Annotated in this window: 23 protein-coding genes and 1 pseudogene; 12 read left to right on the plus strand and 12 right to left on the minus strand. The window is 66.1% G+C overall.

Going from position 1 to position 25561, the window contains the following annotated elements; translation table 11 throughout:
• The 3 genes and pseudogenes from FBZ89_RS27900 to spt all read left to right on the plus strand — a co-directional run.
• Positions 1–282: pseudogene (locus FBZ89_RS27900) on the plus strand (inositol-3-phosphate synthase); the annotation flags it as partial.
• A 146-nt stretch (positions 283–428) separates the two neighbouring features.
• Positions 429–680, plus strand: a complete 252-nt coding sequence (locus FBZ89_RS27905) for an acyl carrier protein (RefSeq protein ID WP_145754115.1) — start codon at positions 429–431, stop codon at positions 678–680.
• A gap of 3 nt (positions 681–683) precedes the next feature.
• Positions 684–2072: a serine palmitoyltransferase gene (spt, locus tag FBZ89_RS27910; protein WP_145754117.1), complete on the plus strand. Its 1389-nt coding sequence runs from the start codon at positions 684–686 to the stop codon at positions 2070–2072.
• A 600-nt stretch (positions 2073–2672) separates the two neighbouring features.
• Here the strand turns inward: spt and FBZ89_RS27915 are convergent.
• Complete coding sequence (locus FBZ89_RS27915; RefSeq protein WP_186457625.1) at positions 2673–3359, minus strand: helix-turn-helix transcriptional regulator; 687 nt, start codon at positions 3357–3359, stop codon at positions 2673–2675.
• 253 nt (positions 3360–3612) lie between these two features.
• Here FBZ89_RS27915 and FBZ89_RS27920 point away from each other — a divergent pair, with 253 nt between their 5' ends.
• On the plus strand, positions 3613–4284 hold the full coding sequence (locus FBZ89_RS27920) for a hypothetical protein (RefSeq protein WP_145754120.1): 672 nt from the start codon (positions 3613–3615) through the stop codon (positions 4282–4284).
• Positions 4285–4308: 24 nt separating this feature from the next.
• Here FBZ89_RS27920 and FBZ89_RS27925 read toward each other — a convergent pair whose 3' ends face one another.
• Positions 4309–6021 carry a thiamine pyrophosphate-dependent enzyme gene (locus FBZ89_RS27925; RefSeq protein ID WP_145754122.1) on the minus strand — a complete coding sequence of 571 codons (1713 nt, stop codon included), beginning with the start codon at positions 6019–6021 and terminating at the stop codon, positions 4309–4311.
• Between the two features lie 27 nt (positions 6022–6048).
• Entirely contained in the window at positions 6049–7032 is a 984-nt protein-coding gene (locus FBZ89_RS27930) for a catalase (protein ID WP_186457626.1), read from the minus strand.
• 218 nt (positions 7033–7250) lie between these two features.
• Between FBZ89_RS27930 and FBZ89_RS27935 the strand changes: the two genes are divergently transcribed.
• The 4 genes from FBZ89_RS27935 to FBZ89_RS27950 are packed head-to-tail and all read left to right on the plus strand — an operon-like array spanning position 7251 to position 11977.
• Complete coding sequence (locus FBZ89_RS27935; RefSeq protein WP_145754125.1) at positions 7251–7538, plus strand: YtcA family lipoprotein; 288 nt, start codon at positions 7251–7253, stop codon at positions 7536–7538.
• Entirely contained in the window at positions 7526–8581 is a 1056-nt protein-coding gene (gene mdtN / locus FBZ89_RS27940) for a multidrug transporter subunit MdtN (RefSeq protein ID WP_145754127.1), read from the plus strand. Before FBZ89_RS27935 ends, mdtN begins: the two co-directional genes overlap by 13 nt.
• Positions 8568–10517, plus strand: coding sequence for an FUSC family protein (locus FBZ89_RS27945; RefSeq protein WP_145754128.1), 1950 nt, complete (start codon positions 8568–8570; stop codon positions 10515–10517). Before mdtN ends, FBZ89_RS27945 begins: the two co-directional genes overlap by 14 nt.
• 5 nt (positions 10518–10522) lie before the next feature.
• The gene (locus FBZ89_RS27950) at positions 10523–11977 is read left to right on the plus strand and encodes a TolC family protein (protein ID WP_145754130.1); all 1455 of its coding nucleotides are present in this window, start codon (positions 10523–10525) and stop codon (positions 11975–11977) included.
• Positions 11978–12026: 49 nt separating this feature from the next.
• Here the strand turns inward: FBZ89_RS27950 and FBZ89_RS27955 are convergent, their stop codons facing one another.
• Positions 12027–12965, minus strand: a complete 939-nt coding sequence (locus FBZ89_RS27955; RefSeq protein WP_145754131.1) for an AraC family transcriptional regulator — start codon at positions 12963–12965, stop codon at positions 12027–12029.
• Positions 12966–13568: 603 nt separating this feature from the next.
• On the opposite strand from FBZ89_RS27955, the gene FBZ89_RS27960 reads away from it, so the two are divergent.
• Positions 13569–15053: an ATP-binding protein gene (locus tag FBZ89_RS27960; protein WP_145754132.1), complete on the plus strand. Its 1485-nt coding sequence runs from the start codon at positions 13569–13571 to the stop codon at positions 15051–15053.
• A 50-nt stretch (positions 15054–15103) separates the two neighbouring features.
• A complete protein-coding gene (locus tag FBZ89_RS27965) occupies positions 15104–15757 on the plus strand; it encodes a TetR/AcrR family transcriptional regulator (RefSeq protein ID WP_145754134.1) in 654 nt (217 codons plus the stop codon).
• 95 nt (positions 15758–15852) lie between these two features.
• Here the strand turns inward: FBZ89_RS27965 and FBZ89_RS27970 are convergent, their stop codons facing one another.
• The 8 genes from FBZ89_RS27970 to hutI are packed head-to-tail and all read right to left on the minus strand — an operon-like array spanning position 15853 to position 23363.
• Entirely contained in the window at positions 15853–16629 is a 777-nt protein-coding gene (locus FBZ89_RS27970) for an ABC transporter ATP-binding protein (protein ID WP_145754136.1), read from the minus strand.
• A complete protein-coding gene (locus FBZ89_RS27975; protein ID WP_145754137.1) occupies positions 16626–17357 on the minus strand; it encodes an ABC transporter permease in 732 nt (243 codons plus the stop codon). Before FBZ89_RS27975 ends, FBZ89_RS27970 begins: the two co-directional genes overlap by 4 nt.
• Positions 17358–17362: 5 nt before the next feature.
• The gene (locus FBZ89_RS27980) at positions 17363–18073 is read right to left on the minus strand and encodes an ABC transporter permease (RefSeq protein ID WP_145754139.1); all 711 of its coding nucleotides are present in this window, start codon (positions 18071–18073) and stop codon (positions 17363–17365) included.
• The gene (locus FBZ89_RS27985) at positions 18070–19011 is read right to left on the minus strand and encodes a transporter substrate-binding domain-containing protein (protein ID WP_145754141.1); all 942 of its coding nucleotides are present in this window, start codon (positions 19009–19011) and stop codon (positions 18070–18072) included. Before FBZ89_RS27985 ends, FBZ89_RS27980 begins: the two co-directional genes overlap by 4 nt.
• Positions 19008–19595 carry a HutD/Ves family protein gene (locus FBZ89_RS27990; protein WP_186457628.1) on the minus strand — a complete coding sequence of 196 codons (588 nt, stop codon included), beginning with the start codon at positions 19593–19595 and terminating at the stop codon, positions 19008–19010. Before FBZ89_RS27990 ends, FBZ89_RS27985 begins: the two co-directional genes overlap by 4 nt.
• A gap of 56 nt (positions 19596–19651) precedes the next feature.
• Positions 19652–21319, minus strand: a complete 1668-nt coding sequence (hutU, locus tag FBZ89_RS27995) for a urocanate hydratase (protein WP_004273757.1) — start codon at positions 21317–21319, stop codon at positions 19652–19654.
• Positions 21316–22140 (minus strand): N-formylglutamate deformylase, encoded by an 825-nt coding sequence (hutG, locus tag FBZ89_RS28000; protein ID WP_145754144.1) that lies wholly within the window; start codon positions 22138–22140, stop codon positions 21316–21318. The genes hutU and hutG overlap by 4 nt, the downstream gene beginning before the upstream one ends.
• Positions 22137–23363, minus strand: a complete 1227-nt coding sequence (hutI, locus tag FBZ89_RS28005; RefSeq protein WP_145754147.1) for an imidazolonepropionase — start codon at positions 23361–23363, stop codon at positions 22137–22139. The genes hutG and hutI overlap by 4 nt, the downstream gene beginning before the upstream one ends.
• 89 nt (positions 23364–23452) lie before the next feature.
• Here hutI and FBZ89_RS28010 point away from each other — a divergent pair, with 89 nt between their 5' ends.
• Positions 23453–24829, plus strand: a complete 1377-nt coding sequence (locus FBZ89_RS28010) for a formimidoylglutamate deiminase (RefSeq protein WP_145754148.1) — start codon at positions 23453–23455, stop codon at positions 24827–24829.
• Positions 24826–25536 carry a histidine utilization transcriptional repressor HutC gene (hutC, locus tag FBZ89_RS28015; protein ID WP_145754150.1) on the plus strand — a complete coding sequence of 237 codons (711 nt, stop codon included), beginning with the start codon at positions 24826–24828 and terminating at the stop codon, positions 25534–25536. The genes FBZ89_RS28010 and hutC overlap by 4 nt, the downstream gene beginning before the upstream one ends.
• Positions 25537–25561 lie beyond the last annotated feature (25 nt).

Below are 25561 nucleotides of genomic sequence, written 5' to 3' on the forward strand. Positions count from 1 at the left end.
AAGCTGTGCTTCATCCGCATGGAGGGCCACCTGTTCGGCGACGTCCCCATGGATATCGAGCTGCGCCTGTCGGTCGAGGACTCGCCCAATTCCGCTGGCGTCGTCATCGACATGATCCGCTGCTGCAAGCTGGCCCTGGACAACGGCATCGGCGGCATCCTGGAGGGACCCAGCGCCTATTTCTGCAAGCACCCCCCGGTCCAGTACACCGACGACGACGCCTACCAGATGACCGAGACCTTCATCCGCGGCACCACCCTGAAGCTCGCCGTCGCCAAATGAAGTGCCTGATCGTCGCAGCCGGGCAAGGAACCCGGCTGCGGGAGCGCGACCTGCTCAGCCGTTGATCCCTATCAAGGTCAGCCGTCGCCCGTGCGATAGAGTCCGCTCATAACGTTCCCCCTCCATAACGTTTCCGATGCCAAGATATGCAGAACTCAGCAGAGCAGATCCGGTCGCTTGTCTTTGACGCCCTCCGCGCCGCGCTGGAACGGCCCGTCGAATTGTCGGATGATACGAACATCACCGAAGGCCTCGGTCTGGATTCGGTTGCGGTCATGGATTTTGTGATGGAGATCGAGGATGCGCTCGACATCTCCATCCCGCTAGACCGGATCGCCGAGGTGAAGACCGTCGGCGACCTCGTCGCCGCGGCGCAGGACCTTAAGGGCGGCCACTGACCCATGGCCCTCTTCGACAAGTACGCGCCCTTGATGGGGCAGTTCGAGAGCCTGGAATCCACCGGCTACAACCCCTTCAACGTCAGCTTCGACCGGGTGCTCTCACCCACCGAGGGAATGATCGCCGGCCGGCGCATCCTGCTGCTGGGCACCAACAACTACCTGGGTCTGACCTACGACCCCGACGTGATCGACGCCGCCGTCGCCGCAACCCGCAACCTGGGCGCCGGCACCACCGGCTCGCGCGTCGCCAACGGCAGCTACGGCGGCCACCGGCAGCTGGAACGCCATCTTGCCGACTTCTACGGCCGGCGGCACTGCATGGTGTTCTCCACCGGCTACCAGGCCAACCTGGGCATCCTCTCCGCCCTGGCCGGCAAGGACGACCACCTGATCCTGGACGCCGACAGCCACGCCAGCATCTACGACGGCTCCCGCCTGGGCCACGCCCAGGTCACCCGCTTCCGCCACAACGACCCCGACGACCTGGACAACCGACTGCGCCGCCTGGCCGACACCCCCGGCGACAAGGTCATCGTCGTCGAGGGCATCTATTCCATGCTGGGCGACACCGCCCCCCTGCGCGAGTTCGTCGAGGTCAAGCGCAAGTGGGGCGCCTACCTGGTGGTGGACGAGGCCCATTCCCTGGGCGTCCTGGGACGCACCGGGCGCGGCCTGGCCGAGGCGGCCGGCGTCGAGGACGAGGTCGATTTCATCGTCGGCACCTTCTCCAAGAGCCTGGGCGGCATCGGCGGCTTCTGCGTCAGCGACATGGACGGCTTCGACATCCTGCGCGTCGCCAGCCGACCCTACATGTTCACCGCCTCCCTGCCACCGGCCGTGGTGGCGGCGGTGACGGAGGCGCTGAACCAGCTGCGCCACCGCCCGGCGCTGCGCCAGCAGCTGATGGACAACGCCCGCCGCTTCCATGCCGGCCTCGGCGACCTGGGCTTCCAGGTCGGGCCCGAGGCCAGCCCCGTCGTCTCCGCCATCATGCCCGATCCCAAGACGGCCTTCGCCTTCTGGACCCGCCTGCTGGAGGCCGGCCTCTACACCAACGTCAGCCTGCCCCCCGCCACGCCCAAGGGCCTCGCCCTGCTCCGCTCCAGCGTCAGCGCCGCCCACAGCCGCAGCCAAATCGACCACGCCCTCTCCCTGTTCGCAGACACAGGGCGCGAGTTGGGCCTCATCCCGGCAGAGCCGGCCATCCCCACCTGGGTCAAACACCCCACGGCAAACCTCGCCGGCACCGAGCCGCAGGACGCCCTCGCCATCGGTTTCCGCAACCAGCTGCTGGCGCGGCTGGCTGCCCCCAGCAAGGCGATGGCGAAGTACTATTCCGCTTTCCGCCGCCAGTCCCCTGGCCGCGCCCGCATCGTGGGCGACAAATAGGGCGCGCCTGAAATGCCGTTATCCCGCGAGCCAACAGCGCTGATCCAGATGACGTTTGACGATTGCGGGCACGCCCGCGACCGCTAAATAGTTCGCAAAAGCGGCGTGTCCGGCCTCATGCCAGCCCAGGTGGTTCTGATGAGGGTTGTCGCCTTCCCGCCGGCCCTGCTGATGTCGATGCCCGTGCTGGCGGCGCAGAGCGTCACGCTTCGGGGCAAGGACTCTACCTGGACGGCAAGCCCTGGCTGGCGAAGGGCGTGGATGTCAGCGCCTTCGTCAAACCGCCAAAAAATTCTTCTCCTTCGACACCTCGGCGCAGGCCCAGCGGGCCACATGGGGCTGGTCGAATGGGGCATCGAATCTTCGTGCGGGCGGAGCATCCGCGATCATCTGCAAGGACGGTTCATTGACGGGCGGCGGCCTTCTGCTCGCCAACTACCCTCACAACTGAAGGCCCGGCCGTCACCTCTTCACGCTGAGGGCGCTTGATCGCGCCGACCGACAGGCGCGATCCGTAATCGGGGCATTTTTCCGCGCCGGATCACAACGCGCTCCATTTAGGGCTGCCCGATCACATCTATCATCTGGTTCATCGGCTTCTTATTGCCGCATCTCGCCAGCCAGTCGTCCGGTCCCGTCCATGTCGGGACCGGACGCTTCCGAAGCCGCCACGCCGCCAGGGGCGTCAGGCGTTGTCCCAAGAGGGCGCGACGCGATCGGGTAGCGCTCTTTGAATCGGCCCGTGCGCTCGCGGCGTTCACGCCGCCAGGCCGCTGGACTCTGTCCTGTCGCTCCGCGGAAGCGGTTGGTGAAATGAGACTGATCGGAAAATCCGCAAGTAACGGCGATCTCGCTAAGCGGCGCGTCGCTTGTCAGCATCATCCGCTGGGCCAGCGCCAAGCGCCGCCGCGTGATGAAGCTATAAGGCGTCTCGCCCATCGTACGCTTGAATGCTCGGCAAAAGTGCGACGCGCTTCTTCGAGCGACCTCACCCAGCTTCTTGACCGAGATATGTTCCGACAGATGCTCCTCCATGTAAGCGGTGACCCGGCGCACCTGCCAAGGCGCGAGCCCACCACCGTCCGTCCCATGCAGGGTTGCGGTTCTTTCAAGCTCGACCTGTAGAATAGTGGATGCTCTCTTTATCGCGCTTTTGGCGGCTTCCGGGTCCCAGTCCACATCGCCGCCGGCACGCTCCAAGAGCTCAAGCAGGCTGTGAACAAGTGCCTCTTCGCCAATCCCATTCAGGGGCGCAGCGGGAACAGCAGCGGCGGTCAGGTGAGTCATCTTTCCAGTCCCGTCGGAATTACCTGGGAATGATGCCTTGCCCGCCCTCGCAAACGCTTGTTTGGCGTTGCGAGAAATCATTACGAAATTGTAAGCCCGCTTAAGCAAAGTGGTACAAATTGACGCACTGACTTTCTAGAAGAGAGCTTTTCCAGAACTTAGACTCGCCAGGACGTCATAGTCCGGGGAATCAATCATGCCTCTCGCTTCAGACGTCTTCCGATCCTACGGGGGTAAAAGACGTTGGAACCGATTGACGGCGTTTTCCGCCCATGTCTCGATCGGCGGCTCACTGTTGGGGGCCGGTTCGGCGTCCACGCCCGCTGGCCCGCTCGCTGGTCCGTCCGGCGGCCGTCCGTTTTCGCGGGAATTCGCCCTTGAAGGCGACCCCCATAGTCCAAGCCTGAAATTATTCGGCTCTACCGACACGGATCGCTATTTCCTTTATCGCCCCAACCGGATCGAGATCCGGACCAGGAGGGATGCTCTGATCATGGGGGTGGACCACCCGGGCGCCACTCTGGTGGAGAGCGCCCACGGTCGCCCCCTCAACGAGGTCGAGAGGTTGTACCTGACTGGAAACGTTTTATGGAACGCCATCGCCGGCCCTTTCGCCGGGCTTCTCCCTGGCGCGAGAACCGTCGCCGCCGGCGTGGGACAACTGGATATTCACCTGCCCCAGCGCGCGGATCCCCTATGCCCCCATCGGCGACTGCTCATCGGAGACGATGGAATTGCGTTCTGCTGCGACTATCGGATGCCGCATGTCCACCCCGGTGTTCTGGCGGACATGCTGTCGGCCCATGCCTTTTTCAACGGCATTCTCATCGCCACCCTTCGGCGGGCCCGCGCCATCGAAGCGGATGGGCGTCCTGGCACGAATTCCGTTTTGGACGTCGAGATTTTCGACGTGCGCTTCCAATAAAAGCGCACGTCGATCAGTCGCAAATCAGAGGAAGTTCTCCTGGATCATCTCGATGACGTCCTGGCTCTGCCCCCCCAGGATGGCCCGGGCGGAATAGAGCGCCATGCCATAGGCCGGGCCGAACTCGATGACCGGCGGCATCACCAATGTCATGCCTTCCACCTTGACGTTGAGCAACGCCGGTCCCGGGTGGTCGAGCCAGGATCCGACCGCCTCCTCCAACTCGTCAGCGCGGGAGACTGATCTTCCCCACAATCCCATCGCCTCGGCCACCTTGCCGAAATCCGGATTCTGCAGGTGGGTATAAAGCGGGAGCAGGCCTTCCGACTTCTGCTCAATATCAATGAAGCCCAGCTTGCCATTGTCGTAGACGGCGATCTTGATCGGCAGCTTCTCCTGAACCGCGGTCAGCAAGTCGCCGAACAGCATGGCGATCCCGCCATCCCCGGACAGGGCGATCACCTGCCGGTCCGGCGTCGCCTTCTGCAAGCCGAGGGCGGTGGGCATCGCCGACGCCATCGTGCCGTGCAGCAGGCTTCCGAAGAAGCGGCGCTGGGCCGTGGCGGTGAAGTAACGATGCATCCAGACGGTCGGGGTGCCATCATCCGCCGTCACCAGCGCATCGTCGGCCGCCAGGCGGTCGATGACTTCCGTGAGATGGATGCCGGAAATGCTGTCCCGCCGCTTGGGCGCCGCCTTGGCCATGTGTGAGGCGATCACCTCATGGTAGCGCTTCACCAGGCGGTCAAGGAAATGCGTGTCCGTCTTCTCCTGGACCCTGGGTATCAACGCTTCGACGGTCGCCTTGATGTCGCCAGTCAAGCCGAGGGCTATGGGATGACGGCGGCCGAGATGCGTCGGATCAAGGTCGATTTGAACGATGCGCGCATGCTTGGGATAAAATTGGCGCCAGGCGAAATCCGCCCCCAGCAGCAGCAGCGTGTCGCAGTCGTGAAGCGCCTGATAGCCCGCTTCGGTCCCAATGATTCCCGTCATGCCGACGTTGTAGGGGTTGTCGTAGGCCAGCGCATCCTTGCCGCGCGACGTGTGGGCGATCGGCGCCTTGAGAATTTCGGCGAGACGGACGATCGCATCATGCGCGTCGCGGCAACCCGACCCACCATAGATCGCCACCTTCTGCCCGGTATTGAGGAAGGCGGCGGCACGATCGAGATCGGCGTCGATGGGGCGGACCAGCGGATCGCTCGTGTGGACGGCATAGGGCACGTCGTCATGCGCATCGGAATGCGAAATATCAACCGGCACGATCAAGACAGCGACACCGCGCTTGGCCAAGGCGGCCTGACAGGCCATGACGGTCTTGCGCCTGGCCTGGTTGGGCGTCAGAATCATGTCGCAGTACACGCTGCAGCTGCCGTAAATCGCCTTGAAGTCGACCTCCTGCGGGAAGTCGAACCCCAACTCGTCGCGGACGACCTGGGTAGCGATCACGATGACCGGGGCCCGGTTGCGGTTGGCCTCCACCACCCCATTGATGAAGTGGAGGCTGCCAGGGCCGCAGCTGCCAGCGATGGCGGTGAGCCGGCCGGTCAGCAACGCCTCGCCCTGCGCCGCGAAGGCGCCGGCCTCCTCATGGCGCATATGGATCCAGTCGATCGAGCTGGTGGAGATGTTATGGGCGATCAGGTTGAGAGTATCACCGACCACGCCATAGCAGTTCTTGACGCCAGCCTGCTCCAGGGTTTCGACGATGATCTGGGCTACTTTCTTGCTCATTCCGGGAATACTCCTCTGCAGAAGAAGTCACTTGCGCCACAGGGCGGCGCTGGCGCTGTAGACGGCCCCACGGGCGCGATTGAGATTTCCGAGCGGCCGGAAGCTTTCGGGCGCGTTCCAAGGATTGAAGGCCAAACCATCGACCCGGGCGGCCATCTCCGCATCAAGGCTGGGGCGCCCCGGGATCACGAGGGTGGCAATGTCGATGGACGGAGTGACGGCTTCACGCCATTCCACGGCGCCGTCTTCTATCGGGGTGTGTTCTTCATCGACGAAGGATTGCAGCGCCAATTTGAAGGTCACCGAGCCCTGGGCCAGGCGTGCCGAGAAATCGGCATTGAGGTCGTCGGGCTCCACCCCGACGGGCCCGGCGGCGGCGTCAGACCAGGGCCGCAGGTTGAAGCGAACCGGCCCCGCCTCCCCCCAGAGATAGGCGCCGCGGCTCCAGAACCGTTCGCGGGCGAGCCCCGGTGATTTGCGGGCACCTTGCTGGATGTTTTCCAGCATCCGCCTCGTTTCCGCAGGCCCGAAATGCTCGACCAGGCGCTCCGGCAACGTGGCCCTGTCGCCGCTCGACGCGATCATGGCGAACTCGACGAATTGCCGCGCGTTGCGGGCGTGCGACACGGGGAAGCTTGTCATGAGCAAGTCATGGATGCCGCCATCCGGGGTCGCGACACGAAGCGCCACCCCCCTGAGATCCGGCGATGCGTCCGGCTGGTGTGCCGCGCTGGCGTTGGAGAAGCGGACGGTCGCCCCGAACTCCTTGCCAGCTTGGATATAGCCCTGGAAAAAACGGGCGGGCGCGTCTTCATCGATCAGCAGGCGGGCGTCCTCGATGCCGGCAATCTGCTTCGCATGGAGCGTTCTTTGCGGATAGCTCCATCCGGCCTTTCGCCGGGTGGCTTCCTGGATTGACTGGAAGACTTCCGAGAAGCGCTGAAAGCTTTCCCTTTCCGCCTCAATCGACCCGCCGTCGAAAACCTCGCGCCAGCGTTCTGTATTGGTCATCGCAAATCCCCTGATGGTGCGCCGGCCGCATGCTGGCGGCATCGTGCCCAAATGGATTGCAGTCCAATGCCCTGCTTTGGGAATTATTGTTGCTCGCGTCGGCGCGCCCCCCGGCACACGCAAGCAAGGATTTTCAAGTCGACGCACTGGGATGCAATCCCGGGGAAACCACACCGAATAGCTTCTAGGCCGGATATTCACCTCGCCTCCGGTTCCCCATGATGTCCCATCCCCGTACCGCCCCGGACCGCTGGCTCGTTCCCGCCGGCGCCCTGCTCCTGGCGGGTTGCCTGTCCAGTTGCAACACCGCCCCGACCCAAAGCATTCTGGGCTCGTTCTTCCCGTCCTGGATGATTTGCTTCCTGATCGGGGCCGTCGCCTCCGTGGCAATCCGGCTCATTCTTTCCGCGGTCGGTATCGCCCGCGCGGTGCCGGCCGCCCTGCTCATCCATCTGATCCTGGCGGTCGCCATTTCCTGCGCGGTGTGGCTGCTATGGCAGGACTAGACGCCGACATGCGGCCGCCCAGCGCCACCGAACGCCTGGTGGGAAAGGCCATCGCGGTGGTCACGGTGGTTCTGGCCATCGGACTGGGCGCCGCCGTCCTTGTGCGCATCGACAGCCGGCCGCGCACCCACGACGCGTTCCTGTACGCCGACAGCGCAGGCCTGGCCCCTGAGGTCAGCGGACGCATCCTCGACCTTAAGGTGCGCGACAACCAGCGCGTCACCAAGGGCCAGGTTCTTGTGGTGATCGACCCGGAGCCGTTCGAGCTGAGGCTCCGCCAGGCGCGCGCGCAGGTGGCGGCGCTCAGGGCGCAGATCGCGCTGACGGGGCGCCAGGTGGCCGGCCAGTCATCCGGCGCCGACGCCGCCGCGACCCAGGTGGGCCGCGCCCGAACCCAATACAAATTGGCACAGGACACGCTTGACCGGCTTTCCCCGCTGCTGGGCAAGGGCTATGTCACCGCGCAACAGGTCGATGAGGCCCGCACCAATGTGCAGACGGCCGCGGCGTCGCTGACCGCCGCCACCCAGCAGGCCCAGCAGGCGCGCCAGATGGTGGGCGACACCGACAGTCTCGAAGCACAACTGGCTGGCGCCGAGGCCAGCGAGGCCCTGGCGGAACGCGACCTGAGGCTGTCAACGGTGGTGGCCCCGTTCGACGGGCTGGTGGTCGGGCTGGATATCGCCGATGGCGCCTACGCGGTCGCCGGCCACCCGCTGTTCACCCTGGTCAAGGCCAACGAATGGTATGCGGTGGCCAATTTCCGGGAAACCGAGTTGCCCGCCGTTGCCGCCGGCGACGATGCCACGATCTGGATGATGATGGACAATGGCCATCCTCTGCACGGCAAGGTCGACAGCATCGGCTGGGGCGTCCGGCCCGAGGATGGCGGCGGCCCGTCCTTGCCATCGGTGGGCCGTACCCTGAGCTGGGTGGTGGTGGCGCAGCGTTTCCCCGTCCGCATTCGCCTGACCGAGCCACCGGAATCGCTCATGCGCATCGGAGAAACGGTGACTGTCGTGGTGCGGCATGGCCGCCGCTGAACAACCCTCCCTGTTGGCCTTTCTCCGCGCCGAGCTGGCGCCGCGGCCAGGAAGGATAAGCCGGGTCTGCCGTATCGCCATCACCTGTACGGTCGTCGTCATCATCGGCCAGATCTTCCAGGTGCCGCTGACGCCTTATATGGCCTACGCCGTATTCCTGGTCAGTGGTGGCGAGGCGGCAAGCACGGTGATGGTCGGCTTGGTGGCGGCGCTCGCCTTCACCATCGCCATCGGGCTGTCGCTGCTGTTTTACGTCTTCGACGCGTCCGAGCCGGCGCTCCGCATTCCGCTGATGGCGTTGAGCACCTTCGCGGGCATGTATCTCGTGCGTGTCATGACCCTGGGTCCGGTGATGTTCCTTGCGAGCTTCGTCCTCGTCCTGTCCCAGACCCTGATCGATGAAATCCCTAACCTCGAAGCATTGACCCATACGGTGCTCTGGCTGTGGGTGGTGGTGATGATCCCAGTCGCGGCGACCATCCTGGTCAATCTGCTGATCGGGGAAGATCCTGCGCGCCTGGCGCGGCGCACCGCCCATGATTTGCTCAAGGCCTTGGCGGACGCACTTCGACGCGGAGATTTCTCCGGCCTGGCGGAACGGCGGCAAGAGGCGGTCACGCTGATGGAAGTGCGCCACAAGGCCGCCTTTTTGAACCCCGGCCTGCACGGGCGCGATGCCCTGGACAGCATGCTGATCGAGACTGTGGCGGAATTGCTCGCCCTTTGTCCGCTGCTGCCCCCGCAGACTCCCGCCGCAATCCGACTGCCCTTGGCGGCGGTGGCGGATGACTGCGCGATGTTTCTATCCGCAGGGGCGTCGCCGGGCTCTCTCGCCGTGGCGATGCCCGCGCTGGATTTGACGCCTGAAGCAACTGCGGTCGTCATCGCGTTCCGCACGGCGATGATGCGGCTGCGGGAGGGCCTGTCTCAGCGTAATTCAGTAGATGCAGCCGTGCCGAGGCAACGAAAGCCCCTCTTTGTGGGTGATGCCTTCACCAACCCATCGCATGCGCGATTTGCCCTTAAGACCACCCTGGCCGCCATGGCCTGCTATGTCGCTTATAGTTTGGTGGAATGGCCCGGCATCGATACGGCGATCACAACCTGCTTTTTCGTGGCCCTCGGAAGCCTGGGGGAAACCATGCACAAGCTGGCGCTGCGCCTTAGCGGCGCGATTCTGGGTGGCCTGCTGGGCGGGATATGCGTGGTTTTCGTCCTGCCTCATATGACCGACATCGGCCAGCTGTCGGTGCTCATCCTGGGTGGCTCCGCGCTGGGCGCCTGGGTCTCAACCAGCAGCGACAGGCTTTCCTATGCCGGCATGCAACTGGCCTTCGCCTTTTTCCTGACCGTGCTGCAGGGCTATGCCCCGTCAACCGACCTCACGGTCCCACGGGACCGCATCGCCGGCATTCTGCTTGGCAACGTGGCGATGTCCCTCGTCTTCAGCCTGTTGTGGCCGGTCAGCGCCACGGACCGGGTCCGAAGCTCCATCGCCGAGGCCTTGCGGGCCTTGGCCGGGCTGTTGAGTTCCGGCACGCCAGGTACCCGGCTGGCCGCGATGCGGGCGCTGGGGGCCGCCCATCGCTTCACGGGCCTAGCCTTGTTTGAACTGAAAGCGCTTCCCGAGCGCGCGCTCCAGAAGCATGACGTGATAACCCTCGATTCCCTGGATCGTATCGCCGCGGCGACCTTCACCATTGCCGATCAGGCCGCAAGTCCCGCCGCAGCGCCAGCCGATGCCGCCGCCGCCGGTTGGCTGGCCGCCAGCGCCGACCGGGTCATGACCGGCGCCCCCGTCCAACCGCCGCCCCCTCAGGCGGCCGCGGATCTCGAAGGGCTGCTCGCCGTAACCCCGGCGGACGACCGCATCCCGCTCCAAGCCCGCAAATTGCTCCTGCAGCAAATCGCCCTCGCAACCGACGCCAGGAGTTGACAGCCGTGCTGTACCTCCGCACCGCCCTTCTGCTCTGTCCCCTTCTCGCATCCGCCTGTGCCACCGACAGGCTGGACCTGGCTCCGTCCAGTCCGGATCGCCCCATCCTGCTGCCGACGGATTATTCGGCCCAGCCGGCACAAGGGTCAACCGTGCGTCCTGAGGCCCCGGATGTCGTTCTGTCACCGGTGATGGTCGACCCATCCCGGCGCTACGACCTGCCCGCCCTGATCGACCTTTCCCAACGGAACAATCCCGACACGCGTATCGCCTGGGAAAGGGCCCGCCAGGCGGCGTTGGGGGTCGGTCTCGCGGAAGCCGCCTACCTGCCGCAGATTTCGGCGGAGGCGATCGGCGGAATCCAGCATACGCCGCTGCCGGCACCCACTTCCTTGATTCCGAAAGGATACTTCACCAGCAACAGCCGAGAGTTGGTTCCGGCGCTGACCGCCAAATGGCTGTTGTTCGATTTCGGTCAGCGTGCCGGCGCCGTTGACGAGGCCAAAGCCAATTCGTTCGTCACCAATGTCTCCTTCAACGGCGTCCACCAACGGCTGATCTATGAAGTGAGCCGCGACTATTTCGCCCTCGGCGCCACCCGTGGCCGGCTCAAAGTGGCGCAGAAGGCTTTGGATACCGCGCTGGTGGTGCAGGAAGCGACCCAAGGGAAGCAGAACAACGGCCTGGCCACCGTGGTCGCCCTGCATCAGGCGGAACGGGAAACGGCCCAGACGCGTTTCAATCTGGAACGGGCGCGAGGTGCTGAGCGTGCCGCCTACACCGCGTTGATGGTCAGCCTGGGCCTGTCGCCCTCGGAACCGCTGCAAACCACCGACAGTTCGGAATTGCCGCTGCCGGCGCTGCCCTCGGGAGATATCGAGCAGATGATCCGCGAGGCGTTGGATGCCCGCCCCGACATGCTGGCCGCCCTGGGAAAGGTTCGTGCCGCCGAGGCGCGCATCCGGTCGGCGAAAGCCACCTATTATCCGACCGTCGGCATCGACACGAGGGTCTATGAAAACGTGGGCCAGCTGAGTTCACAGGGCCACCCCTACAGCACCGTCAATCTCCCCGGCTCCTCATTTCTGCTGAGAATCAGTTTGCCGCTCTACGACGGTGGCGTGCGCGATGCCAAGGTGGCGCAGGCCAATTCGGAACTTGCCGCCGCCCATTGGGAGTTGGACCGAACCCGCGACAGTGCGTCCAAACAGGTTATCGATGCCTTTGATGCGCTGAAGACCAGCTTCGCCGAATACCAAGCGGCCGTGGTTCTCACCAAGGCGGCCCAGACCGCTTACGATTCCGCCCTCGAAGCCTACCGTCATGGTGTCGGGACTTACACCGAACTGGTCACTTCGGAAACGTCGCTTGCCCGCGCCCAGTCCGATAAGGAGGACGCGCACGCCAATGTCTTCACCGCGGCCGCAGCACTAGCCTTCGCGACTGGCTCGATGCGATGAAAGAACCAAACGCGACGCACGACGATCGCTTCGATCCCGATGCGCTCAGCTAGTTGGTGCTAGGCGGCGGGAAACGTCGTCCGTTTTCCCGCGCATAGACGGCCGGTGTGCAGCCGGCGTGATGGCGGAAGCGGCGCGTGAAATGGCTTTGATCGGAAAAGCCCACCGCATAGGCGATGTCCGCGAGCGGCAGATCGGCGGCCCGGACCATCTCCTTCGCCCGCTCGATCCTCAACCGCTCCAAATATCTCATGGGGGACATCCCCACTTCCTTTTTGAAGATCTTGACCAGATGGAAGCGGTTCACACCCGCCGCCTCGGCAAGTTCGGCAAGCGTGATCTTCTCCATGCCACGATCCTCGACATAAGCGAGGGCGCGCCTGACGGCGGACGAGGACGGTGCCGCCAGGGGTGTGTCCACCGTGTGCACGTCAGCGCTGTAACTACGGACCAGATGAACCGACAGGGCGACAGACAGGGACTCAATCAGGAGATCTTGTGCTGGATGCGGCGCCCGTCCCAGTTCCAGCGACAGTATCTCGCCCAAGCGGGCCAGCCAGGGATCACGCGTCCGGAAATTGCTGAGGAAGCGGGGCCTGGGTGCCGTTCCAATGCGCCTGCAGGCGTCAGCCGCTTGCATCAAATGATCCGGCATCAGGCCTATTCTGATGTGCTGGGGCAGCAGGCCCCGGAAACGGGTTTCATATCCCGCCGGCATCAACGTGGCTTCGCCAAAGAGGCTCGGGCTTTCAAACGTCTTCCCAAGCCGCTCCTGCAGGACTTCTGACGAGCGGCCAAGTGAGACGGTAACAATGTGATGGTCGCGCGGTGGCATGAATTGGCTGCCGTCCATGTAATAGTCGGCATATTCGTCCAGGGAAATTCCTTCCCATAACCTGCCGGCACTGGTGGCGCGCAGGGGACGATCACTGAGTTGCTGGCGGGCCTGCTCGAAATTGACCGCCTTCGGAGTTTGTCTGGCCGACATGGACTGGGATCCCTTACCGCGAACCTGTCCGGGAAGGCAGGCGGCATTCAGTTGAAATACGGCGAAGAGGTTCGCGCCCAATCCGACGGCTGCGTTTTCAGGGCAGGTGCTCGGAGAAGCGCGCCATCCCGACGCTGCAACGCACCAATCTGCACTTCCTCGGCGACTTTTGCGGTTTCCCGAGAAGTGTGCAACCGCGTTCCACCGGGGCGCCAGCCCTCCGAATGGATATGCACTTCGTCATGTCCCGCTCCCCCGCCGATTACCATGGGAACACCTGGCCATGAGGGACGCACGCTATTTCGCCGCACGCCATGGAAGCGCCAATAACATTCCACCACGCCATAAGTCGTCGGCTTTATTTCATGATTCTCAAGAAAAAAGCCGCGGCGACACCCCGCCACAATTTACGGCCAAGCGGGCCAATAAGCTTCAATCTTTCTCATAAACCGAACTGTTAGGCTGACCGCCTGTCTGATACCGACTTTCTGATTTTCGTGTATCCGACCCGAAAAACTCATATACCGCTCGCTATCTGGATAGCGTACGCTATGCACCATCCCGTGCCTTCGCGAATGCGATGTGAGGTTGTGAGAGGACAATATGATGGCGTTCGCCTCTCGACTTGCGGTCGGCAGCCTTGGGGATGACGGCACCGCCGACGAGCTGCTTTTCGGCCCCTTCCGCCTGTCACGACCCGAAAGGCGCCTGGAGCGGGACGGCAAGCTTGTTCCGCTGGGCGGCCGTGCGCTCGACGTCCTTTTCGCCTTGGTGGAACGCGCAGGCCGGGTGGTCAGCAAAGCTGAGCTCACGCGTGCCGTCTGGCCGAACATGATCGTCGAAGAGGGGAATCTGCGGTTCCATATCGTCGCCCTGCGCAAGGCACTGGGCGACAGTGCGCAGGACCATAGGTACCTCACCACCGTCGCGGGGCGTGGCTACTGCTTCACCGCCACCGCGACACCATCACCCGATATACCGTTAGCCACCGTGGCCGTCCGGGTGCCCCAACTGCCTCTCCGCACGCGCCGCGTCATCGGCGTCGATGAGGCGGTCGTGGATGCCAGCAACGAACTGCTGGCCCGCCGCTTTCTGACGCTGGTCGGGCCGCCTGGTATCGGCAAGACGACCTTGGCGGTCAAATTGGGCCATGACCTTCTAGAACATTTTCCTGATGGTGTCGCCTTTGTCGAACTCGGCGCGCTCCGCGGCAATGCCTTGGTCCCTGCCGCCATCGCGGCGGCGACGGGCCAGCCCTTGCCGGCGGACAATCCGCTGGACCACCTGATTGCGATTTTCCGCGATCGCCGAATGCTGTTGCTTCTTGATAGCTGCGAACACGTCATCGATCTTGTCGCCGACCTGGCCGAAAAGCTATTCAGCAGCCTTCCTCAGTTGAGCATCCTGGCGACAAGCCGGGAATCGCTGAGAGCGGAAGGGGAACATGTCTTCCGGCTGTTTCCGCTGGCCTGCCCGCCCCCGACCCTCCCGCCATCAAGCGAAGCCGCCCTGCGTTACTCGGCGGTGGAATTCTTCGTCGACCGGGTCCAGGCCAATCAGCTGGGCTTTCAATTGTCGGACGATGATACGCCCTTGGTCGGTGAGATATGCCGCAAGCTCGATGGCATCCCCCTGGCGCTGGAATTGGCCGCCGGTCGTGTTCCGGCCTATGGCATCAGGCAAACGGCCGCCCTTCTGGATGGGCATTTCCGCCTGCTGTGGGAGGGGCGCCGGACCGCCCCTCCCCGGCTTCAGACCTTGAGCGCGGCGCTCGACTGGAGCTATGAGTTGCTGAATGAGCCGGAGCGGGCCGTGCTTCGGCGCATTTCCATCTTCATGGGTTACTTCACGCTGGAGGCCGTGGTCGCCGTCGCCTGCTTTGGTGATTCTGACGACTACTCGGTGGTGGGAATCCTGGCCAACCTGGTTGCGAAATCGCTGGTGGCGCTGCATGAAACGCCGCACGGCGTACGCTATCGGCTGCTCGACACCACCCGCGTTTACGGGTTGGCCAAGATCGAGGCGATGGATGAGGCGCGGGCCGTGGTCTACAGCCATGCGCGCTTCTCTTACTCTTTCAACGGCTAAGCGATGGGTTGGGGGTTGTCGGCACCTCGATTGTGCTTCATGAGTCGATCATGGATGATGGCCGAACAAGATTAACCCGTCAGGAAAGCCAGCTTGCCACCCGTGCGCGCCTGATCGCGGCGGCGCGGACATTGATCGCCAGTGACGGGGTCGCGGCAGCTTCCGTCCGCAACGTCGCGGAGGCGGCGGGCTATACGCAGGGCGCCTTTTATTCCAATTTCCCCACCAAGGACCACATGCTGATGGCCGTCCTGGCGGACCACCTGGAAGGCATCGCGGTCCGGGTGGAGGCGATGGCGGAGGAAGTTGTCGCCGCGCCCCATGATACTAACCAACAGAAGATACCGGCCGCGATCACCGCATTCCTGCAAAATCTGAATCCGAAATCGAACTGGGCGACCCTTGCCACCGAACTTCTGCTGCATGCCAACCGCAGCGCCGACCTGGCGGCAGATTATTCCATTATGCGGGAGGGGTTCTTTCGGCGCCTTGGCGCGTCATTCCGGCGAATTTTCGATCACCTCGGCCTGACGCCCTCGATCTCGCCTGAAGATCTGGCGATGGGCCTGATCTCAACCTCCGTCGGCTTTTCAATTCAATTCGGCGGACCGTTAACTCCTGAAGCCCGGACCCGCTTCATGGTCGCCGTGTTTCAAGGGGTTCTCGATACCGCGTCTCCAATTTTGAACCCGGAATTGAAGTAGGCCTGGTCAAGGTCGACCGGTGATCACGCCCCTCCCGTAGACAAAGCCGGCGCGCTCGGATTGATCGGGCGCGCCGGCCTCGTGGCTTTACCCCGTCACAAAGCCGCGGGTGATAGAAAGGCGCGAAACGCCGGGGACGCGTCGGGCCCGAACATGTGGGCCGGCGGGCCGCTGGATTCGACGCGCCCGTTCATCAAGTGCACCACCCGGCTGGACACATCGCGCGCGAACGCCATTTCGTGGGTCACGACGATCATGGTCCGCCCCTCTTCCGCCAGGGACCGCATCAGGGCCAGCACCTCACGCACCCGTTCCGGATCGAGGGCGGAGGTCGGCTCATCGAACAGGACCAGCTTCGGGTTCGTCGCCAGGGCCCGGGCGATGGCCACCCGCTGCTGCTGTCCGCCGGAGAGCCGCTTGGGATAGGCGGCGTGAAAGCCAGCCATGCCCACCCGTTCCAGCAGCGACCGCGCGGTCGCCAGAACCTCATCACGGTCACGGCGATGGACGCGCAAGGGGGCCTCCATGACGTTCTGCAGCACCGTCAGATGAGGCCAGAGATTGAAGCCTTGGAAGACCATGGCCGTCTGTGTGCGCAGGCGGGCGGCGGCACGGCCGTCGGAAACCTCCAGGCGGCCATGGCGGTTGCGCGTCAGGGGCGCCTGCACGTCGCCGATGGCGATCTGGCCCTCGTCGGGAACCTCCAGCAGGTTGAGGCAGCGCAGGAAGGTGCTTTTGCCCGAGCCGCTGCCCCCCAGGATGGAGATGACCTCCCCCTCCCGAGCCTCCAGCGAAATGCCGGCCAGCACTTCCCTGTCGCCGAAGGACTTGCGGATGTTGGTGGCGGTCAGGACAGGGGGCGGCACGGTCATGACAGCGGCTCCAGGGTGGGCGGAATGGGCGCGAGCGGCGTAGGGGCGCGGTCAACGTCCAGCCGGCGCTCCAGCGCCGTCAGCAGGGTCGACAGCGTCGCGTTGATCAGCAGATACAGCGCCGCCGCCGCGCAGAACACGTCCAGGGTGCGGTAGCTGTGGGCGATGACCTGCTGCGCCACGCCGGTGATGTCCAGCACCGTGATGGTGCTGGCCAGCGAGGTCGACTTGGTCATCATGATGATTTCGTTGGAATAGCTGGGCAGCGCGATGCGGATGAGCGACGGCGCGATCACCCGCCGCAGCAGCAGGAACCCGGTCATGCCACAGGCACGACCGGCCTCGATCTCCCCGCGCGGCACGGCGGCCAAGGCCCCACGGAAGATTTCGGCGATGTAGGCCGAGCAGCAGCAGGTCATGGCCAGGCAGGTGCAGAAGACGGGATCCCGGAACGCCGCCCAGAGCAGGCCGTGGCGTATCCAGGGAACCATGGCGAACCCATAGTAGATCATGAAGATCTGCAGGATCAGCGGCGTGCCCCGGAACAGGAAGGTCCAGGTCCGCTGGATCAGGCGCGGCAACGGCGACCGCGCCACCGACATCGCCGTGAGGCCGGTGGCCAGCACCGTGGCGCAGACGCCGGACACCGCCAGGATCAGCAGGGTCACGGGCACGGCCCGCACCAACTGCGCGGTGACCGACCCGATGAACGTCAGATGTTCGCCCATCGCGGTCAGCCCCTGTCCCACCGGTTGGAATAGCGGCCGCCATAGTGGAAGGCCGTGCTGGAAAGGGTGGTGAGCACCAGGTAAAGCGCCATGGCCACGCCGAAGAACAGGAAGGGGTGCCGGGTCGATCCGGCGGCCACCAGGCTGGTGCGCATCAGCTCGCTCAGCCCGGTGACGGCGATGAGGGCGCTGTCCTTCAGGTTGAACTGCCAGACGTTGCCCAGCGCGGGCAGGACGACACGCGCCACCTGCGGCAGGACGATGCGGTGGAAGCACAGGAGGTCGCTGAAGCCCATGGCCCGCGCCGCCTCGAACTGGCCTCTGGGAATGGCGCCGACCCCGCCCCGGAAAATCTCGGCCTGGTAGGCCGCCGACACCAGGCCGACGGACAGGCTGCCGACCAGGAAGGGCGGCGGCAGGCCCGGGGCCTCCCAGCCGAAGGTCTCCGACAGCGACAGGATCAGCGACGGCAGCCCGAAGTACAGCAGCAGGATGACCAGCAACTCCGGCACCCCGCGCAAGACCACGCCATAAACCAGCGCCGTCCGCCGCAGCCAGCCTGGTCCCTTCAGCCGCGCCCAGGCCAGCAGGACGCCCAGTACCGTGCCAATGGCCATGGAGGTGGCGGACACCGCCAGGGTGAGCAGGCAGCCCTTCAGCAGCAGGGGCGCCCAGCCGTCCGGCCCAAAGCCGAGGAGCGTGAGGTCGTCCATCATGGTTGGGGGCTCCCGGCGGCGGCGCCCGGGTGGGCGTCCCCCGGGTGGGCGTCCCCCGGGCGGGCGTCCAGGGTCGGGGTGGCGTCCGCCTTGAACCATTTCAGGCTGAGGCGCCGCACGGTGCCATCCTCCACGGCGGAGCGGATGGCGGCGTTCAGGCGCTCCGCCAGGGCGGTGTCGTCCTGGCGCAGGCCGAAGCCTTCGCCGGCGCCGAGTTCGCCGCCGATCAGTTCCGGCCCGACCAGGACCAGGTCCTGCGCGTCGGGTGCCGCCAGCAGCGGCCGCAGGTAGGTGGTGTCATCCAGCGTGAGGTCGATACGGCCGCTCAGCAGGTCCAGGTCCCGCTCGCCCATGGTGCGATAGGATTTAACGGTGATGACGTCGGCCAGGTATTTGTCCAGGAAGGCGTCGTAGGTGCTGGAAATGGCGACGCCCAGCGTCTTGCCGCGCAACTCCTCGCGCAGGGCAGACAGCGCCTGGGTTTGGCGCTCGGGCGTGGGGCTGGCATCCAGGTCCAGCACCAGGCCCCGGTTGGCCATGCGGGCCAAAGGGCTGTCCTTCTGGGTGACAAAGACCCCGGTGGTGATGGCGTACGGCAGGGAGAAGGCCAGCACGGCCTTGCGCGCGGGCGTGATCTGCAACGCGTCGGCGATGACATCGATCTTATGAGCCTGCAAGGCGCCGATCATGCCGTCCCAATCCTGTGCCACCAACTGGCACCGCAGGTTCGCCCGCTGGCAAAGGACTTGAAGCAGATCGGGCTCGAAACCAATGAGGGTGCCGTCGGGCCGGGTGATGTTCCAGGGCGGGAAGGCCCCCTCCGTCCCGATCACGACGGTCCGGGGGGTATCCTGAGGGGCGACGTCCGTCGCGTGCCCGGTCTCTTGGGACAGCAGGACGGCGAGCCCGAGAACGGCGCCGCGCAGGGTTTTGCTCATGGCCGCTCCGTCAACGGGACAATCTCGATCCACCAGCACGCCGCCGTCGCCCGGACGGTGATGGACGCCGCCGTCCCAGCGTCGACGAATAGGGCGTCAAGCGATCCCAGGGTGTGGGCTTCGTCGCCGTGCGTCACCTGCGCCGCCCCGGTCGCCACCAGCAGGTGGGTGGCGGCCGGGGTCAGCGGCAGCGTGACGGTGCCGGGGGGCAGCCGGTGTTGCGCGCCGCATGCCCGGCCACGGCGGACCATGAGGTTCAGGTCAGTGACGGGCCCGCCATCCGGCGTTCCCGATACCGGCACATCGCCGGGAAACGCGTGGGCTGCCGTTTCCGGTGTCACCAGCACGGGGGCCGTGCCGGCGCCGAAGTCCAGCAGCAGGCGGCCGTCCAGCACCGCCAGCACGCGGTCGATGCCCGGGAAGTGGGAGAAGGGTCCCGCCTCCCGCACCTCCGCGATGCTGACGCGCCAGAGGATGTCGCCCGCGCCATCGTCCCGGCGGGCGACCTCACGCGTGACGCCGCCCCCATTCTTCCACGCCTGGGCGGGGCGGGAGGCCGAGGGAAGCAGCCGGACACCGCTCATCCCGGGGGTCATCCCGGGGGTCATCCCGGGGGTCATCCCGGGGGTCATCCCAGGGGTCATCCCAGGATGCCGGGCAGGTCGAGGCCCATGGTGCGGGCGCAGTCGCGGGCGATGTCGTAGCCGGCATCGGCATGGCGCATCACGCCGGTGGCCGGGTCGTTCCACAGGACGCGCTCCAGCCGCTTGGCGGCTTCGGGCGTGCCATCGGCGACGATGACCATGCCGCTATGCTGGGAATAACCCATGCCCACGCCGCCGCCATGGTGCAGCGACACCCAGGTGGCGCCCGACGCGGTGTTGAGCAGCGCGTTCAGCAGCGGCCAGTCGGACACCGCGTCGCTGCCGTCCCGCATGGCTTCCGTCTCACGGTTGGGGCTGGCGACGCTGCCGCTGTCCAGGTGGTCGCGGCCGATCACCACGGGGGCCTTCAACTCGCCCTTGGCCACCATCTCATTGAAGGCCAGACCCAGGCGGTGGCGATCCCCCAGCCCGACCCAGCAGATGCGGGCCGGCAGGCCCTGGAAGCGGATCCTCTCCCGCGCCATGTCCAGCCAATTGTGCAGGTGCCGGTTGTCCGGCAGCAGTTCCTTCACCTTGGCGTCGGTCTTGTAGATGTCCTCGGGATCGCCGGACAATGCTGCCCAACGGAAGGGGCCGATGCCGCGGCAGAACAGCGGGCGGATGTAGGCGGGCACGAAGCCGGGGAAGTCGAAGGCGTTGGCGACCCCCTCGTCCTTCGCCACCTGGCGGATGTTGTTGCCATAATCGACGGTGGGCACCCCCGCCGCCTGGAAGTCCAGCATGGCCTGGACGTGCACCGCCATGCTGGCGCGCGCGGCGGCGGCCACGGCCTGCGGCTCCCGCTCCCGCCGCTCGACCCACTCGGCGACCGTCCAGCCCGCGGGCAGGTAGCCGTTGACGGGATCGTGGGCCGAGGTCTGGTCGGTCAGCAGATCCGGTCGGATGCCGCGCCGGACCATCTCCGGCAGCAGTTCGGCGGCATTGCCCAGCAGGCCGACCGACACCGCCTTCTTCTCGGCACAGCTGCGTTCGATGATGGCCATCGCCTCATCGATGGTTTCGGCGGCATGGTCCAGATAGCCGGTCCTCAGGCGCATCTCGATGCGGCTGCGCTGGCATTCGATGGCCAGGCAGGAAGCGCCGGCCATGACGGCGGCCAGCGGCTGCGCCCCGCCCATCCCGCCCAGGCCGGCGGTCAGCAGCCAGCGGCCCGACAGGTCGCCGCCGTAATGCTGGCGGCCCATCTCGACGAAGGTTTCATAAGTGCCCTGCACGATACCCTGGGACCCGATGTAGATCCAGGAACCGGCCGTCATCTGGCCGTACATGGCCAGGCCCTTGCGGTCCAGCTCGTGAAAATGCTCCCAATTGGCCCATTTCGGGACCAGGTTGCTGTTGGCGATCAGGACGCGCGGGGCGTCGGGGTGGGTGCGGAAGACACCCACCGGCTTGCCGGACTGGACCAGCAGCGTCTGGTCGGCTTCCAGCCGCGTCAACGCCTCCACGATCCGGTCATAGCTCTGCCAGTCACGGGCGGCGCGGCCGATGCCGCCGTAGACCACCAGCTCCTCCGGGCGCTCCGCCACGTCGGGATGCAGGTTGTTCATCAGCATGCGCAGCGCCGCCTCGGTCAGCCAGCTTTTGGCGGTGCGTTCCGTGCCGGTGGCGGGGCGGATAACGCGGGTGTTGTCGATGCGGCTCATAGGGTCCTTCCCAGGCTGGTGGCGAAGGCGAGGCAGTCGTCCAGGATGCCGGTCAGGACCGTGACGAGAGGCCTCGCGTATGCGGGGTCGAAAGGGGGCGGCCAGGTGTCGGGGCCGGGCTCGTCGGGCTCGGCGAGATAGCCCCGGATGGCCAGTTCCATCTGAATGGCGTGGATGCCCTCAGCGGGGCGGCCATAGTGGCGCGTCGTCCAACCGCCTTTGAACCGGCCGTTCAGCACATGGCTGTGGCCGCTGGCGGCGCAGCGGTCATGGATGGCGGTGGCCAGCGCCCCGTCGCAGGTGACGCCACCGTTGGTACCGATGTTGAACTGCGGCAGAGGGCCGTCGAACAGGCGCGGGATGACGCTGCGGATGGAATGGGCGTCATACAGGACGACGGCGCCATGGTTCCGCCGCAGCCGCGCCAGTTCCGCCCGGATGGCGTCGTGGTAGGGATCGAAATAGGCCGTCCGCCGCGCGGCGATGTCGGCGGCATCGGGCGTGGCCCCGGCGTAAAGCGGCTCACCGTCGAAGGTGGTGACGGGGCAGAGATCGGTCGTCGCTTGGCCCGGATAAAGCGATGCGCCGGAGGGGTCGCGGTTGACGTCGATGACGCTGCGCGACAGCCGCGTCCGGATGGTGGTGGCGCCCATGTCCGCCGCGAAAGCGTACAGCCGGTCTATCCACCAATCGGCGTCCTTGCGCGCCAGCCAGGGCGACGCGAAGCGGCCCAGCAGCCCATCCGGTATGTCGGTGCCGGTATGGGGGAAGGTCACGACCAGGGGCGCGGCGCCGCGGCGGATTTCCAGCCAGTCCGTCATCTCACCAGTCCGTCATCTCGGTTGCCCCGCCAGACGCGCGCGTGCAGGGGGTTGAACCCCATGCGATAGACCAGATCCGCCGGCCGCTCGATATCCCAGATCGCCAGGTCGCAGGACTTGCCCGCCTCCAGCGTGCCGATCTCATGCTGCAGCCCCAGGGCCCGGGCGGCGTTGCGGGTGACGCCGGCGATGCATTCGTCCACCGTCATGCGGAACAGGGTGGCGCCCATGTTCATGACCAGCAGCAGGGAGGTCAGGGGCGAGGTGCCGGGGTTGCAGTCGGTGGCTAGGGCCATGGGAACGCCGGCCGCGCGGAAGGCGTCCACGGGCGGCAGCTTGGTTTCCCGCACGAAATAGAAGGCGCCGGGCAGCAGTGTCGCCACGGTACCGGCCGCCGCCATGGCCGCGATGCCGTCGGCGTCCGTATGTTCCAAATGGTCGGCCGACAGGGCGCCATGCCGGGCCGCCAACGCGGCGCCGGACAGGTTGGACAACTGGTCGGCGTGCAGCTTGACCGGCAGGCCGTGGGTGGCGGCGGCGGCGAACATCCGCGCCGTCTGATCCGGCGTGAAACCAATGCCTTCGCAGAATGCGTCGACGGCGTCGGCCAGCCCCTCCCCCGCCGCCGCCGGCAGCACGGTGTCGCACAGGAAATCGACATAGCGGTCGGCGTCACCGCTGAATTCAGGCGGCAGCGCGTGGGCGCCCAGGAAGGTGGTGGTGATCCGGACCGGCCGCGCCTGCCCCAGCCGCCGCGCGGCGCGCAGCATGCGCAGTTCCGCCTCCAGGTTCAGCCCGTATCCCGACTTGACCTCCACCGTCGTCGCCCCTTCGGCGATCAGGGCGTCCAGCCGGGGCAAGGCGCTGGCCGTCAGCGCCGCCACATCGGCATCGCGCGTGGCGCGCATGGTGGAAAGGATGCCGCCGCCGGCCCGGGCGATCTCCTCATACGAGGCGCCGGCCAGCCGCAATTCGAACTCATGCGCCCGGCTTCCGCCATGGACCAGGTGTGTGTGACAATCGATCAAGCCGGGGGTGATCCAGCGGCCGGCGCAGTCCACCACCACGTCGGCGTCGAAATCGGGCGCGTCGGCGATGGCGCCGGCGTAGGCGATCAGGCCGTCACGCATGGCCACGACACCATCGCGAACGATACCCAGCCCGGACCGCGCCCCGACCAGGGTCGCCAAATGGGCGTTTGTCCACAGCTTGTCGCAACGCATGCCCGTTCTCCCGGCGGCTCAGGTCCGCCTCAATGGTTGCGTTCGCACCTTAGAATGTATAGACATATGGCGCAACAGGAGAATGCACCATGGGCACTGACGGCGGTTCGAACGGGGCTTTCCATTTCGAGCAGGCCCTGCTTCCCGAGGGTTGGGCGGACAATGTGCGGCTGACGGTCCGGGGTGGCGTCATCGCCACCCTGGAACGGGACGCGGCAGCCCAGGCCGGCGATGAGCGGCGGCCGGTGGCCATACCGGGCCTGCCCAACCTTCACAGCCACGCCTTCCAGCGCGGCATGGCCGGCTTGGCGGAGGTACGCGGCCCGGCGGGCGACAGCTTCTGGACCTGGCGCGACGTCATGTACCGCTTCGTCGACCGCCTTTCGCCCGACGACCTGCACGCCATCGCGGCCCTGGCCTATATGGAAATGCTGGAGGGCGGGTTCACCCGCGTCGGGGAATTCCATTACCTTCATCATGACCGGGATGGCGGGCAGTTCGCCGACCCGGCGGAAATGACCGCCGCCATCGTCGCGGCGGCAGCGGAAACCGGCATCGCGCTGACCCACCTGCCCGTGTTCTATGCGCATTCCGGTTTTGGCGGGGCGGCGCCCGGGCATGGACAGCGGCGCTTCCTGAACAACCTGGACGGCTTCGCCCGCCTGCTGGACGGGGCGCGGACCAAGGCGCGGGCCCTGCCCGACGCGGTTGTCGGCGTGGCGCCGCACAGCCTGCGCGCGGTGACGCCCGAGGAATTGAGCCAGGTGGTCGGCCTGGCCGGCGCCGCCCCCGTGCACATCCACATCGCCGAACAGGTCAAGGAGGTTGAGGACTGCGTGGCCTGGGGCGGGGCGCGGCCGGTGGAATGGCTGCTGGTCAACGCGGCCGTGGACGCCCGCTGGTGCCTGGTGCACGCCACCCACGTGACGCCGGCGGAGGTCGCGGACATGGCGGCGCGCGGCGCGGTGGTTGGCCTCTGCCCCATCACCGAGGCCAACCTGGGCGACGGCATCTTCCCGGCCGCCGCCTACCTGGCCGCCGGCGGCCGGTTCGGCGTCGGATCGGACTCGAACGTCCTGATCGACGCGACCGAGGAACTGCGCCTGTTGGAATACGGCCAGCGCCTGGCGGGCCGCAGCCGCAACGTGATCGCGACGGCGCCGGGACGATCGACGGGCCAGGATCTGATGGAAGGCGCCTTGGCGGGGGGCGCCGCCGCCCTGGGCGCGCCGGCCGCCATCGCGGTCGGCCATGCGGCGGACCTGGTCAGCCTCGACACACAGCACCCATCGCTGCACGGCCGCCGGGGCCCGGCGCTGCTGGACGCCCTGATCTTCGCCGCCGGCCGGGCGGCCATTGACGGGGTCTGGCGCCGGGGCAAGCAGGTGGTTAATACTGGCCAGCACCAGCGGCGGGACGCCATTGTCACCCGTTACCGCCAAGTCCTCGAAAGATTGACCCAGTGACGCTTTCCCTGCATGAGCGCATTCGAACGGACATAGAGTCGGCCATCCTGTCGGGAAAGCTGGCACCGGAAGACCGGCTCCCCGTCGAGCATGAGCTGATGCAGACCTATCAATGCTCGCGCATGACGGTCAACAAGGCGCTGTCCGCCTTGGCGGCGGCGGGTCTGATCGAACGGCGCAAGGGCGCCGGCTCCTTCGTGGGCCGCCCGCATGCCCATTCCATGATCCTGGACGTCCCGGACCTGCCGGTCGAGGTGGCCAAACGCGGCCATGTCTACGGCTATCAGCCGTTGGTGCGGAAGCTGCGGGCAGCGGCCCGGGGGAACGCCGAGGAGGAATTGCTGGCCGGCGGTCGCCGGCTGTTGCAGTTGGACGGCCTGCATTCCGCCGACGGCGCGCCCCTGGCGGTGGAACGCCGCCTGGTCAGCTTGGCCGCCGTGCCGGCCATCGCGGACGCCGACCTTGAGAAGGAGCCGCCGGGAACCTGGCTGCTGCGACATGTGCCATGGACGGAGGCGGAAACCCGCATTTCCGCCGTCCCCGCGGATGCGGAGATCGCGCGTCTTCTGAAGACGCCCGTGGGCACGGCCTGCCTGTTGGTGGAACGGCAGACCTGGCGCAGTTCGGAACGGATCACGGCCGTGCGCCAATATTTCCTGGGTACGGCCTATCACCTGGTCGCGCGGTTCGGCAGCACCCGTCCGTGACGGCCTGCGGGCCCCGAAGGACCGC

Source organism: Nitrospirillum amazonense, from assembly GCF_007828045.1.
Lineage (GTDB): Bacteria > Pseudomonadota > Alphaproteobacteria > Azospirillales > Azospirillaceae > Nitrospirillum > Nitrospirillum amazonense_C.